At 64.3% G+C, this 17,412-nt stretch carries 16 protein-coding genes; 13 read left to right on the forward strand and 3 right to left on the reverse strand.

Annotated elements, in window-relative coordinates:
- Nucleotides 1-17: 17 nt before the first annotated feature.
- The gene (tsaE, locus tag OXU50_00575) at nucleotides 18-512 is read left to right on the forward strand and encodes a tRNA (adenosine(37)-N6)-threonylcarbamoyltransferase complex ATPase subunit type 1 TsaE (protein ID MDD9868385.1); all 495 of its coding nucleotides are present in this window, start codon (nucleotides 18-20) and stop codon (nucleotides 510-512) included.
- 28 nt (nucleotides 513-540) lie between these two features.
- Here tsaE and OXU50_00580 read toward each other — a convergent pair whose 3' ends face one another.
- Nucleotides 541-1,836 (reverse strand): hypothetical protein, encoded by a 1,296-nt coding sequence (locus OXU50_00580; GenBank protein ID MDD9868386.1) that lies wholly within the window; start codon nucleotides 1,834-1,836, stop codon nucleotides 541-543.
- 128 nt (nucleotides 1,837-1,964) lie between these two features.
- Here OXU50_00580 and OXU50_00585 point away from each other — a divergent pair, with 128 nt between their 5' ends.
- The 11 genes from OXU50_00585 to OXU50_00635 all read left to right on the forward strand — a co-directional run bounded on the left by OXU50_00585 (nucleotide 1,965) and on the right by OXU50_00635 (nucleotide 13,773).
- A complete protein-coding gene (locus OXU50_00585; protein ID MDD9868387.1) occupies nucleotides 1,965-3,317 on the forward strand; it encodes an N-acetylmuramoyl-L-alanine amidase in 1,353 nt (450 codons plus the stop codon).
- A gap of 208 nt (nucleotides 3,318-3,525) precedes the next feature.
- The gene (locus tag OXU50_00590; GenBank protein MDD9868388.1) at nucleotides 3,526-3,996 is read left to right on the forward strand and encodes a ribosome maturation factor RimP; all 471 of its coding nucleotides are present in this window, start codon (nucleotides 3,526-3,528) and stop codon (nucleotides 3,994-3,996) included.
- Entirely contained in the window at nucleotides 3,993-5,501 is a 1,509-nt protein-coding gene (gene nusA / locus OXU50_00595) for a transcription termination factor NusA (protein MDD9868389.1), read from the forward strand. Before OXU50_00590 ends, nusA begins: the two co-directional genes overlap by 4 nt.
- A gap of 10 nt (nucleotides 5,502-5,511) precedes the next feature.
- The gene (infB, locus tag OXU50_00600; protein MDD9868390.1) at nucleotides 5,512-8,007 is read left to right on the forward strand and encodes a translation initiation factor IF-2; all 2,496 of its coding nucleotides are present in this window, start codon (nucleotides 5,512-5,514) and stop codon (nucleotides 8,005-8,007) included.
- Entirely contained in the window at nucleotides 8,007-8,462 is a 456-nt protein-coding gene (gene rbfA, locus OXU50_00605; GenBank protein MDD9868391.1) for a 30S ribosome-binding factor RbfA, read from the forward strand. The genes infB and rbfA overlap by 1 nt, the downstream gene beginning before the upstream one ends.
- Before the next feature lie 7 nt (nucleotides 8,463-8,469).
- Nucleotides 8,470-9,360: a tRNA pseudouridine(55) synthase TruB gene (truB, locus tag OXU50_00610; protein ID MDD9868392.1), complete on the forward strand. Its 891-nt coding sequence runs from the start codon at nucleotides 8,470-8,472 to the stop codon at nucleotides 9,358-9,360.
- Nucleotides 9,361-9,438: 78 nt separating this feature from the next.
- A complete protein-coding gene (gene rpsO, locus OXU50_00615; GenBank protein ID MDD9868393.1) occupies nucleotides 9,439-9,708 on the forward strand; it encodes a 30S ribosomal protein S15 in 270 nt (89 codons plus the stop codon).
- 93 nt (nucleotides 9,709-9,801) lie between these two features.
- Complete coding sequence (gene pnp, locus OXU50_00620; GenBank protein ID MDD9868394.1) at nucleotides 9,802-11,886, forward strand: polyribonucleotide nucleotidyltransferase; 2,085 nt, start codon at nucleotides 9,802-9,804, stop codon at nucleotides 11,884-11,886.
- A gap of 8 nt (nucleotides 11,887-11,894) precedes the next feature.
- Entirely contained in the window at nucleotides 11,895-12,293 is a 399-nt protein-coding gene (msrB, locus tag OXU50_00625; protein MDD9868395.1) for a peptide-methionine (R)-S-oxide reductase MsrB, read from the forward strand.
- 98 nt (nucleotides 12,294-12,391) lie between these two features.
- A complete protein-coding gene (locus OXU50_00630; protein MDD9868396.1) occupies nucleotides 12,392-12,571 on the forward strand; it encodes a (4Fe-4S)-binding protein in 180 nt (59 codons plus the stop codon).
- Nucleotides 12,572-12,684: 113 nt separating this feature from the next.
- Complete coding sequence (locus OXU50_00635; protein MDD9868397.1) at nucleotides 12,685-13,773, forward strand: 2Fe-2S iron-sulfur cluster-binding protein; 1,089 nt, start codon at nucleotides 12,685-12,687, stop codon at nucleotides 13,771-13,773.
- A 24-nt stretch (nucleotides 13,774-13,797) separates the two neighbouring features.
- Here OXU50_00635 and dksA read toward each other — a convergent pair whose 3' ends face one another.
- Both dksA and xseA read right to left on the reverse strand, forming a co-directional pair.
- Nucleotides 13,798-14,229, reverse strand: coding sequence for an RNA polymerase-binding protein DksA (gene dksA, locus OXU50_00640; protein MDD9868398.1), 432 nt, complete (start codon nucleotides 14,227-14,229; stop codon nucleotides 13,798-13,800).
- A 286-nt stretch (nucleotides 14,230-14,515) separates the two neighbouring features.
- On the reverse strand, nucleotides 14,516-15,859 hold the full coding sequence (gene xseA, locus OXU50_00645) for an exodeoxyribonuclease VII large subunit (GenBank protein ID MDD9868399.1): 1,344 nt from the start codon (nucleotides 15,857-15,859) through the stop codon (nucleotides 14,516-14,518).
- 87 nt (nucleotides 15,860-15,946) lie between these two features.
- Between xseA and guaB the strand changes: the two genes are divergently transcribed.
- On the forward strand, nucleotides 15,947-17,401 hold the full coding sequence (gene guaB, locus OXU50_00650) for an IMP dehydrogenase (GenBank protein ID MDD9868400.1): 1,455 nt from the start codon (nucleotides 15,947-15,949) through the stop codon (nucleotides 17,399-17,401).
- Nucleotides 17,402-17,412 lie beyond the last annotated feature (11 nt).

Consider the following 17,412-nt stretch of genomic DNA (forward strand, 5'->3'; position numbering starts at 1 on the left):
ATAGCGGGTGTCAATTTGTGAGCGTCGTGCAATCCGGGCAGGTGGTGTCCGAGGCGACATTGTTTGTTGAAACCGCCGATGCGATGGAGCGTCTCGGGGCCTGTCTTGCGCCGGGCGCGCGCCGGGCGTCGTCCATCTGGCTGCAGGGTGATTTGGGCGCCGGCAAGACGACATTGTGCCGCGGCTTCATCCATGCGTTGGGCTACCGGGGCCGTGTCAAAAGCCCCAGTTACACGCTGCTTGAGAGTTACCGCACCGCGCGCTTTCCGGTGCATCACTTTGATTTCTACCGGATTGCCGACAGCGGCGAAGTGGAATGGATCGGGATTCGGGATTACTTCGACGACGAAGCCGTGTGCCTGGTGGAATGGCCGGAACGCGCGGGCCGCCGCCTGCCTGCGCCGGCGCTGCGCGTGGCCCTGGCGCTCGACGGCGACGGGCGCCGGGCGTCGCTGCATACCGAAGGCGGTTTCGCGCTGGCCGCCGCGCTGGAAGCCTTCCGGCGCGGCTGAGAGGACGACCTGCGCCGGTGTTTGCCGGTTATTTTCCTGGAATCAGGGAATTCCGCAGCCGGCGCAACTGAATCCACAATTTTATTGGAACACTCTTTCTCAACAACGGGCGCAACCGGGCCCACAGCTCTTGTCCGGGAAAACTCTTTATCCACTGCGAGCAGGCCGCGTCTATCGGCGAGCGATTCCTGGCGAAATAAGCGAGCGGCAGAAGCCGCAACCAGAAGAATATCCTGAAGGTCGGCTTTTCCTGATGTTTCAGGTACTTTTTCTCCATGGCCAGCAGTCGTTCAATCTTGCCGTGAAGGGAGGGGGGTGAGGACTGATTGTTTTCCAGCAGGAAATTCATCAGTGCCAGAGTCTGCGGCGTGCACGGTCGCGGGCAATGGATGTACAGATAATAGTCTTGTTTAAGCAAGGCGGCGTCGCATACGCATTGACACAGTCTGTCAATGTACCGCTTGCGGATGATTTGTCCCCAACGCCCTTTTTCCGCGACAGGCGGGTGGGTCTTTTCCCGCAGCAAGGGCACGAAAACCGACTGCTTTTGATAGTCGTGGATTTTCCTGGTGGGATAGAGTTCATCTCCGTGCCATACATCGGCGTACGGAGAAATGTACTTCTCGATATCTTCGTAATAAGGCGCCACTTCGCGCGCGGCCTGCCCCCAGTCATCGGGCAATGCCAGGACTTTTGCCAGCAGGCTGCCGCGGGCAGCATGGAATTGAACGGAAAACCGGTCAATGTCCGTCGCCGCCAGATTCTCTTTCGTCAGAAGAGAAGCCTGTTTGTCACGCGGTATATAGAACAGACTTCCGAGATGGACGTATTTGTCGTCGGGGATGTTCCGCAGCTGGCCGACAAAATAATCCCGGGACAACGGCAATGCGTCCATGTCGCTGATAGTCACCACATCATCGGGGTAGCGCCGCGCGCCCCAGAATCTGGCCCAGGTGAACTGCACGGCCATGTTGACATCGGGCAGCGGTTCCATCTCGTGCACGATGCCGTCGGCGGGCGGCGGTTTGACGGTGTCGGAATCGCGGATGAAAAACAGCACCGGCGTGATGCCCAGTTTTCGCCACGCCGCCGCCACAAGCGGCCAGTAGCCGAGATAATCCATCTCGCTGTTGCAACTCATCAGGGCGTATTGAATTTTCATCTTGTCGCGGCGAATCCGGGTTGATGCGGGCGTTCCTTTTGCTGAAAACCGGCGGGCCGCCTGCCAGCGAAAGGCCGCCGGGATTGTAGCAGAATGTTGGCGGCGGGGAATAGCCGGTCGGCGGGGACGGCGGTACAATACCGCGACGGATATTGCTTGCAAAAATGGCCACCTCCCTGAAAGAATCACTGCCGAAAAATCATTTGCTTTCCGATGACGCACCATTCAGAACTGAAACGCGCCGTTTTCCGGTTGCCCGGCTTTGCCCGCAGGCGGCGGAAAGGCGGGGGGTGAGCAACGACATGCGCCGCTGTTTGCTGGTTCTGTTGCTGCTGTTGCCGGTGGCCGCCGGCGCCGGGTCGCAACTTGCGGGTCTTGAGGTGATGGATGTCGGCGGCGGCGCCCGCATCGTCATGGAGTTTGATCGTCCGCCGAAGTACCGCGTGCTGGAATTCGATTCGCCGCCGCGTCTTGTGATGGACTTTCAGGACACCCGGCCCGCCGCCGGCGGGCCCGCCATCGCCGCGCGCAGCGCGCTGGTCAGGAGGGTGCGCCATGCGCGGCGCGGCGATGCCGGCTACCGTCTGGTGTTTGATCTGGCCGCGCCGGTCGGCGGCGCGTACTCGGTGCGGCGTCCGCCGCGGCATCCGAACCGCATTGTGCTGAGCGTGCGCCATCCGCCCGGGTCGGGCCGCAAGTCCGCGCCTTCGCCGGCGCCCGCGCGCAGCAGCCGGGCGGCTCCGCGCGGCAAACCGGCGCCTGCGCGCGACAGCCAGGCGGCGGCGCGCAAAGCGGTCATCGTCGTGGATCCCGGCCACGGCGGCAAGGACCCCGGTGCGACCGGCGTACGCGGCACGCACGAGAAGGACATCGCGCTGGCGGTGTCGAAGCGCCTCGCCGGCATGATCAACCGCGAGTACGGCATGACCGCGCGCCTGACGCGCGCCAACGACCGCTTTTTGTCGCTGCGCGAGCGCGTTGAGTTCGCGCGCCGCCACCGCGCCGATTTGTTCATCTCGATACACGCCGACGCCGCGCCGAACGCGAAGGTGCACGGCGCCTCGGTCTATGTGCTGTCGGAGAAGGGCGCCTCAACCGAAGCCGCGCGGCTGCTGGCGCGGCGCGAGAACGCCGCCGACCTGGTCGGCGGCGTCGGCCTGCAAGACAAGAACGAGACGCTGGCCTCGATACTGATTGACCTTTCGCAGACCGCGGCGATGGACCGCAGCGCCGAATTGGCCGCCGTGCTGCTGCGCGCCTTCAGCGGCGTGACGCGCAGCCGCCGCGTCGAGGCCGCCGGTTTCGCGGTGCTGAAGTCGCCGGACACGCCGTCGGTGTTGGTGGAACTCGGCTACCTTTCCAACCGCAACGAGGAAGCGAGGCTGAAACAAACCCGCCACCAGCGCCGTCTGGCGGCGTCGCTGCTGACGGGCATCCGGCGCTACTTCGCCGAGCACGCCGCGCCCGGCCTGCTGCTGGCGCAGATCAGGGTCAGGGACTACACGGTCGCGCGCGGCGACACGCTGTCGGACATCGCGCTGAAATTCAGCGCCGATGTCGAGGAAATCAAGCGGTTTTCGGGCCTGTCGTCCGACCGCATCCGCATCGGCCAGAAACTGAAGGTGCCGGTGCGGAAGAAATAGCGCGCCGCGCGCGGCGCCAACGGATGGTCCGTCGCCGGCCCGCCGGCGTCCGGCTTTCCGGCCAATTTTGCGGCCAACTTTCCGGCATTCGCCGCCGTTTTTTGCTATACTGAAAGGTCACAATCGGTGCTTTGCGGAAAAAAGCCCCCCTCCGGGGCTTTTTTTGTACCGGCCATTTGGGGCCGGGGAGGCCGGTCAGAGGGAGTATATGGACACACAAAACCTGTCAGATTGTATCAGGCCCGTCGTCGAGGGGATGGGCTACATCTACTGGGGGGCGGAGTTTTCGGCGGGCCGCCGCCGCGCCAGTTTGCGGGTTTTTATCGACCACGCCGACGGCGTGACGCTGGACGACTGCACCGCCGTCAGCCACCAGCTCAGCGGCGTTCTCGATGTCGAGAACGCGGTCAGCGGGCCCTATGTGCTGGAAGTTTCCTCACCGGGCGTCGAGCGCCGGCTGATGAACATCGAACATTACCGGCAATACACGGGCAGCAGAATATCAGTGAAAAGCGACACCCCCATCGAGGGAAGAAAAAATTTCACCGGCCTCTTGGCGCGGGTGACGGAGCGCGCCGTGGTCGTGCAGACGGACGACGGCGCGGTCGAGGTGCCGCTCGGCGCGGTTCGCCGCGCGCGGCTGGTCGCTGACGCTTCACAAACCCGGGGTCGCGGATGAAAAACAACGAAGTGCTGCTGGTGGTGGACTCGGTCTTCAACGAGAAGGATGTCGCCAAGGAGGAGATATTCAACGCGCTGGAGACGGCGCTGGCGGTGGCCACGCGCAAGGGCCGCGACCAGGAAATGGATGTGCGCGTCGAGATTGACCGCGACACCGGCGAATACCAGACCTACCGGCGCTGGGAGGTCGTTGACGACGACGACCCGGCGTTCACCTCGCCCGATTACCAGGTGCTGCTGAGCGCCGCGCGCGAGAGCAAGCCCGATATCCAGCCGCACGAGTACATCGAGGAGCGCATCGAGTCGCTGTCGTTCGGGCGCATTTCGGCGCACACCGCGAGGCAGGTCATCGTGCAGAAACTGCGCGAGGCCGAGCGCGCCCGCATCGTGTCGCTGTATGTGGACAAGGTCGGCACGCTGGTCATGGGCATCGCCAAGCGCGAGGACCACGCCGGCCTCTACATTGACCTCGGCAACAACGCCGAGGGTTTCGTGCCGCGCGAGGACATGATTCCGCGCGAGAACATCCGCCCCGGCAACCGGGTGCGCGCCTACCTGCGCGAAATCCGCGAGGAGAACCGCGGCCCGCAGTTGATTCTGTCGCGCACCGCCCCCGAATTCCTGATTGAACTGTTCAAACTGGAGGTGCCCGAGGTCGGCCAGGGGCTGATCGAGATCATGGGCGCGGCGCGCGACGCCGGGCTGCGCGCCAAGATTGCGGTGCGCTCGAACGACCCGCGCCTCGACCCGGTCGGCGCGTGCGTCGGCATGCGCGGCTCGCGCGTGCAGTCGGTGTCGAACGAGTTGTCGGCGGAGAGGATTGACATCATTATGTGGGACGAGAACCTGGCCAAGTATGTCATCAACGCGATGTCGCCGGCGCCGGTCGCCTCGATTCTGATCGACGAGGACCGCCACAGCATCGACATCGCGGTCGAGGAGGACAAGCAGCCGCAGGCCATCGGGCGCGGCGGCCAGAATGTCAAACTGGCGAGCCGGCTGCTCGGCTGGCACCTGAATGTCATCACGACGCAGCAGGCCCAGGAAAGAAGCGACAGCGAGTCGCACAACCTGCTGAACATGTTCCGCGAGAAACTCGCCGTGGACGAGGAGGTCGCGGCGATTCTGGTGCAGGAGGGTTTCTCCAGCATCGAGGAAATCGCCTATGTGCCGATGAAGGAACTGGCCGCGATCGAGGAATTCGACGAGGGCATCGTGGACGAGTTGCGCAACCGCGCGAGCGATGTGCTGCTGTCGCTGGCCATTTCCGGCGGCGAGGCGAAGGACGGCGTGCCGCAGCAGGATCTGCTCGACATGGACGGCGTGGACGAGGCGCTCGCCTACCAACTCGCCGGCCTCGGCATCTGCACGCAGGAGGCGCTGGCCGAGCAGGCGGTGGACGACCTGATTGAAATCGACGGCATGGACGAGAAGCGGGCGGCGGAACTGATCATGGAAGCCCGGCTGCCGTGGTTTGAAGAGGCCGAAAGCGGCGGTGACTGAACGGAACGCGATGGCCGGCGACACGGTAAAAAAACTGGCCGAGACGGTCGGCACGACGGTTGAGAACCTGCTGGAGCAGTTGGTGCAGTCCGGCGTGTCGGGCAAGTCCGCCGACGACATCATCTCCAAGGAGGAGAAAATGCGCCTCATCCGCCACCTTCGCAAGCCCAAGGGCGGCGGCGGCGGCGGCGCGGGCGGTGCGGGCGATGCGGGCGCCGCTGCCGGCGACAGCGGCGGCGAGGGCCGGGTTACGCTGCGCCGGAAAAAACTGTCGCAACTCGAGGTGCCGACGGCGCAGGGCAGGCTGTCGAACACGGTCAATGTCGAGTTCCGCAAACGGCAGTCGTATGTGGAGCGCGGCGCCGCCGAAGGCGCCGCGGAGAAATCACGCGGCAAAAAGACGGCGCCGAAAAAGACCGCCACGGCGAAGGCCGGCGCGGCCAAAGGCGCGGCGAAGCAGGCCGCGACATCCAAAGCCGCCGCCGCGAAGACGCCGAAACCGAAGACCGCGAAGCCCGCCAGGCCGCCGAAGGCCGCCAAGGGGGGCGCCGCCAAATCGTCACCGGCGGCATCGGCGGCGCCGGCGGCGGGTGCGAAGGCCGCGCCCGCCGCCGGCCAGGAAACGGGCCGCCGCCGCGAACTGCACATCGCAAGCGACAAGCGCGGCAAGCGCAAGGTCAAGAAAAAGCACAAGCGCCTGGTCAAGGTCGTCTCGCCCAGCAAGCATGTGTTCGAGAAGCCGACCGCGCCGGTCAAGCGCGAGGTGGTTGTTCCCGAAAGCATCACCGTCGCCGGGCTGGCCCAGCGCATGGCGGTCAAGAGCGGCGAGTTGATCAAGCAGATGATGGACATGGGCATGATGGCCACCATCAACCAGACGCTGGACCAGGACACGGCGATTCTGGTGGTCGAGGAACTGGGGCACCGCGCGCGGCCCGGCAAGAAGGAGGACGCCGAGGCCGGCCTCGTCAGCGAGATGCAGGCGGTGGCCGGCGACCGCGTCGAGCGCCCGCCCGTCGTCATCGTCATGGGGCATGTGGACCACGGCAAGACCTCGCTGCTCGACACCATACGCCGCAGCAAGGTGACCGACAGCGAGGCCGGCGGCATCACGCAGCACATCGGCGCCTACCGCGTCGAGACCGCGCGCGGCACCGTGGTTTTTCTCGACACGCCGGGCCACGCGGCGTTCACGGCGATGCGCGCGCGCGGCGCCCGGGTGACCGACATCGCCGTGCTGGTCGTCGCCGCCGACGACGGCGTGATGCCGCAGACGGTCGAGGCGATGGAGCACGCGAAAGCCGCCGGGGTGCCGGTCATCGTCGCCATCAGCAAGATAGACAGGGACGACGCCGATGTCGAAAAAGTCAAGGGCGGCCTCGCCGAGCACGGGCTGCTGTCCGAGGCGTGGGGCGGCGACAACATCTTTGTCGAGGTCTCGGCCAAGACCGGCCAGGGCGTGGACGATTTGCTCGAGGCGATTCTGCTGCAAGCGGAAATCATGGAATTGAAGGCGCCGGAGCAGGGGCCTGCGCGCGGCGTCATCATTGAGTCGTCGGTGGACAAGGGGCGCGGCGCCATCGCGACGATGCTGGTTCAGCAGGGCACCCTCAGGAAGGGCGACACGCTGCTGGCCGGCAACGAGTTTGGCAGGATACGCGCGCTGCTCGATGAAAACGGCGCCGCGGCGGAACAGGCCACGCCCTCAATGCCGGTGCTGGTGCTGGGGCTGTCGGGCGCGCCCGCCGCCGGCGACGAGGCCCTCGTCGTCGGCGACGAGAAAAAAGCGAGGGAAGTGGCCAACCTGCGCCGCGAGCGGATGCGCGAAAGCGCCCACGCCGCGCGCCAGCAGATGCCGCTCGGCGACACCTTTGACGCGGTCAACGCCGGCGCCAGCACGCTGAACCTGCTGATCAAGGCCGATGTGCAGGGAATCGCCGAGGCGCTGCGCGACTCGCTGATGAAGATCGAGAGCGACGAGGTGCAGTTGAAGATTCTGTCGAGCGGCATCGGCGGCATCAATGTCTCCGATGTCAACCTGGCGGCGGCGTCCAGCGCGCTGGTCATCGGTTTCAATGTGCGCGCCGACGGGCCGGCGCGCAAGGCCGCCGCCGAGCAGGATGTGACGATACGCTATTACAGCATCGTCTATGAACTGGTGGACGACATCAGGCAAATCATGAGCGACATGCTGGCGCCGGAAATCAAGGAGGAGATTGTCGGCATCGCCGAGGTCAAGGATGTCTTCCGTTCCTCCAGGCTCGGCGCGGTCGCCGGCTGCCAGGTCATCGAGGGCATGGTCAAGCGCGGCAACCCGATTCGGGTGCTGCGCGACAATGTCGTGATTTTCGAGGGCGGGCTTGAATCGCTGCGCCGCTTCAAGGACGATGTGGCCGAGGTGTCTTCCGGCACCGAGTGCGGCATGGCGGTGAAAGACTACAACGATGTCAAGGTCGGCGACCACATCGAGGTGTACGAGAAGGTCGAGACCCGGCGCACCTTGTGATGCCGGATTCGTCGCGCTCGCTGCGCGTCGCTGCGGTGCTGCGCCGGGAGTTGGCGGCGCTGCTGCGGCACAGAATTGAGGACCCGGCGCTCGCCGGCGTTGAAGTCGCCGAGGTCGAGGTCAGCCCCGACCTGTCACTTGCCAGGGTCTATTTAAGCATTCCCCGCGCCCGCGACGAGCGGCAGGTATTGCAGGGCGCCGCGCGCGCCGGCGGTTTCCTGAGAAAGCGCCTGGCAAAGACGCTGGCGCTGCGCGCGGTGCCCCGGCTGGTGTTCAAGGCCGACTCCGTCACCGGCGCCGCCGCGCGCATTGAAGAGTTGATTGCCGGTGGCAAGGGGAACAGCGAGGCGGACGGCAAGACAGGCGGCGAGACCGACGATAAGACCAGCGATAAGGCAGGCGGCGAGGCCAGCGACAAGGCAGAAAGCGAAGCCGGCGACGAGGCCGGCAACTGACGCGCCGGTGGAAACGCTGCCGCAGCAGGGCCTGCTGCTGATTGACAAACCGAGGGGCGTCACCTCGTCCCGTGCCGTGGTCTGCGTCAGGAAGCGGTTTGGCGGCGCCAAGACCGGGCATTGCGGCACGCTCGACCCCGCCGCCGAGGGTCTGCTGGTCATCGGGCTGGGGCAGGCGACCCGGGTGCTTCCGTATCTGACCGCGCAGCGCAAGCGCTACGACGCCTGCGTGCGCCTGGGGATGCGCACGGCGACGGCGGATTGCGAGGGCGAGGTGCTGGAGCGCACGCCCTGCCGCGTGCCATCGGCGCGCCAACTGCGGGACTTGTTCAACGATTTCACCGGCGAGGTGATGCAGACGGCGCCGGCGTATTCGGCGCTGAAACACCAGGGGCGGCGGCTGTACGAATGGGCGCGCGCCGGGCGCCCGGCGCCCGGCAGGCGGCGCCTGGTCCGGATTGATTCATTGCAACTGCTGCATATCCAGCCCGACGGCTTCTGCTTTTCGATTGAATGCTCGCAGGGAACCTATGTGCGCGCGCTGGCCGAAGACATGGGCGCGCGCCTCGGCGCGGCGGCGTATCTGGGCCGCCTGCGCCGCACCGCCATCGGGCCGTTTTCGGTCGGCCAGGCGCTGCCGCTCGGCGCGCTTGACGACAGCGGCGACGAGGCGCTCGCAGGCCGCCTGCTGGCGATGGACGAGGGCCTGGCCGAATTGCCGGCGGTGTTTCTGGAACGCGAACAAACGCAGCGCTTCTGCCGCGGTCAGCCGGTGCCCGCCGACCTGCCGGCGGCGGATGAGTTCAGGGTCTATAACGAAATGCGGCGTTTCATCGGCATCGCCGCAGGCAACGGCGGCCAACTCCGCCCGAAACGGGTGTTTTGCGGCGGCGGCTGATTCCGGTTTTTTCCCGCGCATCGCCTTGCCGCGCGGCGGCGCATGGTATAGAATGCGGGGTTAACCCATGTGGATTCAATGGCTTTAACAACCGAAGAAAAAAGCACAGTCATCAATCAGTACGCTCGTTCCAGCGGTGATACCGGCTCGGTCGAAGTCCAGGTTGCGTTGCTGACCACCCGAATCAATTCTTTGCAGGGTCATTTTGCCGGTCACCGGCATGACCACCATTCGCGCAGAGGTTTGCTGAAGATGGTCAACACGAGGCGCAAGCTGCTTGATTACCTGAAGACGCGGGATATCGCCCGCTATCAGGAACTGATTGCATCCCTGAAATTGCGCCGCTGACGGGGTTGCCCGTCTGCCGGGGGCGTTTGCCTCCGCGCCGCCGCGGCGACGGCGCTGATGATTCCCGCACACTGCGATTTAACGGAAGGTGAGATGAAAACGATAACCAGAAATTTCCAATACGGGGCGCACGATGTCGTCCTTGAGACCGGCAAGGTCGCCCGCCAGGCGGACGGCGCCGTGCTGGTCAACATGTCGGACACGGTGGTGCTGGCGACGGCTGTTGGCCGCGCCGAGGATGCCGAACCGCGCGACTTCATGCCGCTGACGGTCAATTACCAGGAGCGCACCTATTCCGCCGGCAAGATTCCGGGCGGCTTTTTCCGGCGCGAAGGGCGCCCGAGCGAGAAGGAAACCCTGGTCTCGCGGCTGATAGACCGGCCGTTGAGGCCGCTGTTCCCGACCGGGTTTTCAAACGAGGTCCAGGTTGTGGTGACGGTGATGTCGCTGAACCCCGAGGTGGACGCCGATGTGCCGGCGCTGATTGGCGCGTCGGCGGCGATGGCCATTTCCGGCATTCCGTTCAACGGCCCGATTGGCGCCGCGCGCATCGGCTTCAAGGACGACCATTACCTGCTGAACCCGACCCTGCCGCAACTGGCCGAGTCGGACCTTGACCTGGTCGTGGCCGGCACCGAAGAGGCGGTGCTGATGGTGGAATCGCAGGCCAGGCAGCTGAGCGAGGCGCAGATGCTCGGCGCGGTGGATTTCGGCCATCAGCAGATGCAGGCGGCCATCGGCGCCATCCGCGAACTGGCCGCGGAGGCGGGCAAGCCGGCGTGGGACTGGAAGCCGTTGGCGCGCAACGAGCAACTGGCGGAGGCCGTCGAGCAGCGTTTCAGCGACCGGCTGGGCGAGATTTACCGCATTCACGACAAGCAGGAACGCCAGGGCCGGATTGAGGAATTGCGCGCCGAGGCGGTCGCGGAACTGGAGGAGGGCGAAGGCGACGCCGACGCCGGCAAGCCGCAGGCGCCGGAACTGCTGTCCAAACTGGAGAAAAAAATCGTCCGCTCGCGGATACTGGAAGGAGAGGCCCGCATAGACGGGCGCGACACCCGCACCGTCAGGCCGATCCACATCGAGACCAACCGCCTGCCGAGAACCCACGGCGACGCCTTGTTCACGCGCGGCGAAACGCAGGCCGTGGTGGTGGCGACGCTCGGCACCGACCGCGACGCGCAAATCCTCGACAACATCGAGGGGGACTCGAGAGACCGCTTTATGCTGCATTACAACTTTCCGCCGTATTGCGTTGGAGAAACGGGATTTATGGGGTCGCCGAAGCGCCGGGAAATCGGCCATGGCCGCCTGACCAAGCGGGGGCTGCTGGCGGTGATGCCGGGCGAGGACGAGTTTCCGTATGTGATTCGCGTGGTTTCGGAAATCACCGAGTCGAACGGATCGAGTTCAATGGCCTCGGTTTGCGGCGCAAGCCTTGCGCTGATGGGCGCGGGCGTGCCGCTGAAGGCGCCGGTGGCGGGCATCGCGATGGGGCTGATTCTGGAAGGCGACAAGTTTGCGGTGCTGACCGACATCATGGGGGATGAGGACCACTTCGGCGACATGGACTTCAAGGTGGCCGGCACCGCCCGCGGCATCACCGCGCTGCAGATGGACATCAAGGTGGACGGGGTGACGCCGGAGATCATGGCGGTCGCGCTGGAGCGCGCGAAAGAGGGGCGTTTGCACATTCTGGACAAGATGAACGAGGCGCTGCCGGCGCCGCAGGAAATGTCGCAGTATGCGCCGCAGTTGTTCACGATGCACATCAAACCGGAGAAAATCCGCGAGGTCATCGGCAAGGGCGGGGCGACGATACGCTCCATCACCGAGGAAACCGGCACGACCATTGACATTGACGACAGCGGGGCGGTGACCATCGCCTCCGCCGACCGCGAGGCGGTGCGAAGGGCGCGCGAGCGAGTTGAGGAGATTGTCGCCGATGTGGAAGTGGGCAAGATTTACGACGGCACGGTGGCGCGGATTGTGGATTTCGGCGCGTTTGTCAACATTCTGCCGGGGCGCGACGGCCTGGTTCATATCTCGCAGATATCGGAGGAGCGGGTCGAGTCCGTCAGCGACGAACTGAGCGAGGGCGATCAAATCAAGGTCAAGGTGCTGGATGTGGACAGGCAGGGGCGCATTCGCCTGAGCATGAAGGCGATCAGCCAGTAGCCCGCGGCATGGCGGTTGAGAAAGTCATTCGGGACGATGCGGAATGGCGTTCGCTGCTGACGCGCGAGCAATACCGGATATGCCGCCTTCGCGAGACCGAGCCGGCTTTTGCGAACCGCTATCATGATTGCAGCGATACCGGCGTTTACCGCTGTGCGTGCTGCGGGCTGGCGCTGTTTTCCTCGGACGCCAAGTTTGATTCCGGCACGGGATGGCCGAGTTTTTCGGCGCCGGTGGATGCCGGGCACATCGAGACCGCGGCGGACGACACGCACGGCATGAGCCGCACCGAGGTGTCCTGCGCGGCCTGCGGCGCCCACCTGGGGCATGTTTTCGCCGACGGGCCGCCGCCGACGGGGCTGCGCCACTGCATCAACTCGGCGGCGCTGGCGCTGGTGGGCGAATGAGGCCTTTCGGGTGAGACCTTTGCCCCGTGGTGTGGTAGGATACTATCCGCCGATGGCCGGTGTCCCGGCCACTCCACAATCATTCAGGAGGATTAACAATGAAAGTCAAATGGGATGAAAATGTCTGCGTCCACGCGGGCAAATGTGTTTCCGGCTTGCCGACCGTCTTCAAGGTCATAGACGGCAAGTTCGTAGTCGATGAATCGGGCGCCAGCGAGCAATCCATTCGCGACCAGGTCGCCGAGTGCCCTTCGGGCGCGTTGACTGTGGAAGAATAAATATTCCCTGCAACAACGTCCCGGTTCCTGAACCGTCGCGGGTCTGAAGAGCCGCGGCGGGGAAGAAGCAGGATGAGAGCCCCGCGTGCGCGCCGCCTCGATATACCTGGTATATGACGCCGATGTTTGGCCTGTTCAATCGTAAAAAAGATTACGAGGCGGTGATTAACGGGCAAACGACCGTCACCGTGAAAGCAGGCCAGAATCTGCTGGCGGCTGCCTTGGATGCGGGGCTCGACTGGCTGCACGACTGCCGTGCCGGCAGTTGCAGCACTTGCCGGTGCTATCTGAAAAAGGGGCGGATAAAACCGCTGTCCGATTTCACCTATGTGCTGACGGGACAGCAACTCAAGGACGGCGTCATTCTCGCCTGCCAGACGGCGCTGAAAAGTGATGTTGAAGTCGAGGTCATGCTGGGGCAGGGGCGCTTTGTGGTTCCGGCTGTGGAACGGCGGAGCACCCTGACAAGCGTGCGGAATCTGACACACGATATCCTTGAACTGGTTGTGACCTGTGATGAGCCGATGCCTGACGGCCTGCTCGCGGGCCAGTACGCCGAAGTCAATTACCCGGGCTTGACCCGGCCTCGTTCCTATTCTTTTTCCAGGGATCCGGCGGATGAGAATCCGTCGGAACTGACCTTCTTTGTCCGGCATGTGCCGGGCGGGAAGTTCACTGACTGGCTATTTGAGGCCGACCGCACGGGGTCCCGGCTGAGAATCAAGGCGCCTTTCGGAAATTTCCGTCTGCACGAAGATTCCGGGCCGATGATTTGCATTGCCGGCGGCAGCGGCATCAGCGCAATCAAGGCGATTCTTGAGCATGCCTGCAACCTCAGTGTCGCGCGCGACGCCTACTTCTTCTTCGGTGCGCGCGCCCAGCGTGATTTGTATTGCCGTGATGAAATGCGCGAGATTGCGGACAAGTGGAACCAAAACCATGTTTTTGAATTTGTTGAGGTGCTGTCCGATGAACCGGAAGGCAGCGATTGGGCCGGGCCGCGCGGCTTTGTCACGGATTATCTTCGCACATCGTATATTGAAAATAAACGCCTTGATCTGGCCGGTTGCCAGGGATATCTGTGCGGTCCGCCGCCGATGATAGACGCCGGTATCAAACTCCTGACGGAGTCGGGCATGCCCGGAGAGCGGATTTTCTATGACAAGTTTCTGGATGCGAGCACAATGCCCGGCGGGCGCTGAGGCGGCGGTTGCAGAAGCGGCGTTTCACGCCGAAGCAATCTGTTTTTCCTTGATTTCGTCGAAGGTTTTGCAGTCTATGCACATGGTGGCGGTTGGGCGTGCTTCGAGGCGCCGGATGCCGATTTCGACTCCGCATAGTTTGCAATAGCCGTACTCGTCGTTGTCGAGTCTGCCGATCGCCTGGTCTATTTTCCGGATCAGTTTGCGTTCGCGGTCGCGTTCCCTCAATTCCAGGCTGAAACCTTCCTCCTGCGTCGCGCGGTCCGCCGAATCGGCGTGGTTGGAGGAATCCGACTGCATGTGGGTCACCGTCCGGTCCACTTCCTGCATCAGGCTTTTTTTCCAGCCGGTCAATATCATGCGGAAATGGTCGAGTTGTTTGCGGCTCATGTATTCCTCGCCTTTGCGCTCCTTGTAGGGGGTGATGCCGGCGGGCGGCTCGTGGTGGGCCGTCATGCGGGCGCTGGCGGAGCGGGAGGCTTTCCCGGCAGGCGGCGCTTTTTTCGCGGCGGGCGCCTTCTTTTTGACGGCGGGCCCGGCGGGCGCTGCATCGGGCTTTTTCCTTGCAGGCACTTTTTCCGCGGCAGGCGCTTTTTTGCCGCCCGCTGTTTTCCTTGCGGCGTCGCCGCCGCCTGATTTGCGTTTGACTTTTTCAATCATTTTGCGTCACGAAGTTTCGTTGCATCGTTATTTTGGCCAATTTATCGGCGGCGCGCAAGTGTCTGCCGGGCCGCCGTCGTCTTCAAATGACTTTTGCGGCGATGCCGCCATCCTCCACGAGGATATCCAGGGACTGGTCTTTCCGCACACTCTTCGCCGAACGAATCACGCCTCCTTTTTCGTCGGTCACGATGGCGTAACCGCGCTTGAGGGTTGCGTACGGGCTCAGAGTATCCAGTTTCGAGGCCAGTTTTTCAACCTCGCGTATTTTACCCGATAAGACGCCGCCGCAGGCCGCCGCCAGTTCGCGGGTATCGTGGTGCAGGCGCGCGCGGTGCATTTGCACCAGGGCGGGGAGATTGCTGCGCGCCAGCAGGGCTTCGGTGTGCATCGCGCGCCGCCGACTGGCCGCCAGCCGGTTTTCCGCGGCGACGGCGAGTTTTCCTTGCAGTTCGTCAAACTGCCGGGTCAGGTTGCGGATGCGGTTTTCCGGGTGCGAGCGCAGCAGGTCGGTTTTCAGCCGCCGCAGGCACTCCAGGTTTTCACCGAGGGTATCCTCCATCAGGTGGTGCAGCCGCCGCAGCGTCGCAAGCAGGCCGGCCCGGATTGCGTGCCCGTCGGGGCTGACCCGTTCAGCCGCCGCCGACGGCGTCGGCGCGCGGCAGTCGCTGGCGAAGTCGGCGATGGTGAAGTCTATTTCATGACCGACGCCGCTGACCACCGGCAGTGCCGACGCGGCGATTTTGCGCGCCACGGCTTCGGTGTTGAACGCCGACAAGTCTTCGATGGAGCCGCCGCCCCTGACCAGCAGCAGGACTTCCGCTTTGCGGTGCCGGTTGGCCAGTTCCAGCGCCCTGCAGATTTCGGCGGGCGCTTCGGGGCCTTGCACCGGCGTTGAATAAACCACCAGGTTTATCGCCGCGCAGCGCTTTTCCATCACCGCGATGACATCGCGCAATGCGGCCCCCTGGCCGGAAGTGACGATGCCGACCGTCCGCGGCCAGGCGGGCAGCGGGCGTTTGCGCGCCTCGTCAAAGAGGCCCTCCCGGTGGAGTTTCCGTTTCAGGATTTCAAACTGGCGCTGCAACTCGCCGACACCCGCCGGCTCCATCTGTTCGACAATCAACTGGAGGTCGCCGCGCGGTTCGTAGCAATCGGGCCGTGCGCGAAGTATCACCTGCGCGCCGTTTTCGGGAATCATTTTCAGCGCCCGGTTTTTGCCGCGGAACATCGCGCAGCGAATTTGCGCGGCGTGGTCCTTGACGGTGAAATACATGTGCCCGGAGGCGGCCAGGACAAAATTGGAAATCTCGCCCTCAACCCGGATGGCCGCGCCGAACTCGCGCACCACCGCCCGCCTGATTTCGCCGAGCAGGCGGCTGACCGTGTAGATGCCGGCTTTGCCGGAACGGGTCGTCGCTTTCATGGAGTCGGTTTTCCTCCGCAGTTGTGCTAAAATGGCCGCGCTGACCGGGGGACATTATCCGCACCGGCTCGCTGGATGACCAGACAGATGGACAGCTTACAGGAAGCCCTCACTTTTGACGACATTCTTCTGGTGCCGGCCTACTCCGAAGTTCTGCCCGCCGACATCGACCTGAGAACCCGCCTGACGCCGGAAATCTCGTTGAGCATCCCGCTGGTGTCGGCGGCGATGGACACCGTCACCGAATCCGGGCTGGCGATTGCGCTGGCGCAGGAGGGCGGCATCGGTTTCGTCCACAGGAACATGGCGATTGAGCGCCAGGCGGACGAGGTCAGGCGCGTGAAGAAATTCGAAAGCGGGGTCATCAAGGACCCGATCACGGTGCCGCTCAGCGCCACCATCCGCGAGGTGGTCGGGCTGATGGAGCGGCACGACATTTCCGGCGTGCCGGTGGTGGAGGGCGAAAACCTCACGGGCATTGTCACCCACCGCGACCTTCGCTTTGAGGTGCGGATGAACGAACCGGTCTCGGCGGTGATGACGCCGAAAGAGCGCCTGGTCACGGTGAAAGAGGGCGCCGACAAGCAGGAGGTGCAACGCCTGCTGCACAAGCACCGCATCGAGAAAATGCTGGTCGTCAACGACGACTTCCAGTTGCGCGGCCTGATCACGGTCAAGGATTTCCAGAAATCGGTGCAATACCCCAATGCGTGCAAGGACGGTGATGGCCGCTTGCGCGTCGGCGGCGCGGTCGGCGTCGGCGAGGACGCGCTGGAGCGCGCCGCCGCGCTGATCGAGGCCGGCGCCGATGTCCTCGTGATGGACACCGCGCACGGTTTCGCCAGAAGCGTGCTGGACATGGTCGGCAAATTGAGGGCGGCCTTCCCCGGCGCCCAGATGGTCGCCGGCAATGTCGCCACGGCGGACGCCGCCCGCAAACTGGTTGACATGGGCGCGAACGCGATCAAGGTCGGCATCGGGCCGGGTTCGATTTGCACGACCCGCATCATCGCCGGTGTCGGGATTCCGCAGTTCACCGCAATCAACCAGGTGGCGAAATCGCTGAACGGAGAGATTCCGGTGATTGCCGACGGCGGCATCCGCTTTTCCGGCGACATCGCAAAGGCGCTCGCCGCCGGCGCCGGCGCCATCATGATCGGGGGCCTGTTTGCCGGCACCGAGGAGGCGCCCGGCGAGATCGAGCTGTACCAGGGGCGCTCCTACAAGTCCTACCGCGGCATGGGATCTCTGGCGGCGATGCAGCGCGAAGTCAGCGACCGTTATTTCCAGTTCAAGAGCGACAACGGAAAATTCGTGCCCGAGGGCATCGAGGGCCGTGTGCCGTACTGCGGCAGTCTGTCCGATGTGGTCTATCAATTGCTCGGCGGCGTGCGCTCGAGCATGGGTTATCTCGGCTGCGCCGACATCGCGGAGATGCACCGCAAGGCGGGTTTCGTCCGCATCACCGCGGCGGGCATGCGGGAAAGCCATGTGCACGACGTGTCCATCACCAAGGAAGCGCCGAACTATCACATGGGCTGATGGTCGCGGCC

The organism is Gammaproteobacteria bacterium, from assembly GCA_028817225.1.
Classification (GTDB): Bacteria; Pseudomonadota; Gammaproteobacteria; order Poriferisulfidales; family Oxydemutatoraceae; genus Oxydemutator.

Excerpts from the sequence above, each read along its gene's own strand:
- OXU50_00590 (MDD9868388.1), top strand. The coding sequence starts at position 3,526 with ATGGACACACAAAACCTGTCAGATTGTATCAGGCCCGTCGTCGAGGGG.
- nusA (MDD9868389.1), top strand. The coding sequence starts at position 3,993 with ATGAAAAACAACGAAGTGCTGCTGGTGGTGGACTCGGTCTTCAACGAG.
- infB (MDD9868390.1), top strand. The coding sequence starts at position 5,512 with ATGGCCGGCGACACGGTAAAAAAACTGGCCGAGACGGTCGGCACGACG.
- rbfA (MDD9868391.1), top strand. The coding sequence starts at position 8,007 with ATGCCGGATTCGTCGCGCTCGCTGCGCGTCGCTGCGGTGCTGCGCCGG.
- rpsO (MDD9868393.1), top strand. The coding sequence starts at position 9,439 with ATGGCTTTAACAACCGAAGAAAAAAGCACAGTCATCAATCAGTACGCT.
- pnp (MDD9868394.1), top strand. The coding sequence starts at position 9,802 with ATGAAAACGATAACCAGAAATTTCCAATACGGGGCGCACGATGTCGTC.
- msrB (MDD9868395.1), top strand. The coding sequence starts at position 11,895 with ATGGCGGTTGAGAAAGTCATTCGGGACGATGCGGAATGGCGTTCGCTG.
- OXU50_00630 (MDD9868396.1), top strand. The coding sequence starts at position 12,392 with ATGAAAGTCAAATGGGATGAAAATGTCTGCGTCCACGCGGGCAAATGT.
- OXU50_00635 (MDD9868397.1), top strand. The coding sequence starts at position 12,685 with ATGACGCCGATGTTTGGCCTGTTCAATCGTAAAAAAGATTACGAGGCG.
- dksA (MDD9868398.1), bottom strand. The coding sequence starts at position 14,229 with ATGACGGCCCACCACGAGCCGCCCGCCGGCATCACCCCCTACAAGGAG.
- xseA (MDD9868399.1), bottom strand. The coding sequence starts at position 15,859 with ATGAAAGCGACGACCCGTTCCGGCAAAGCCGGCATCTACACGGTCAGC.
- guaB (MDD9868400.1), top strand. The coding sequence starts at position 15,947 with ATGGACAGCTTACAGGAAGCCCTCACTTTTGACGACATTCTTCTGGTG.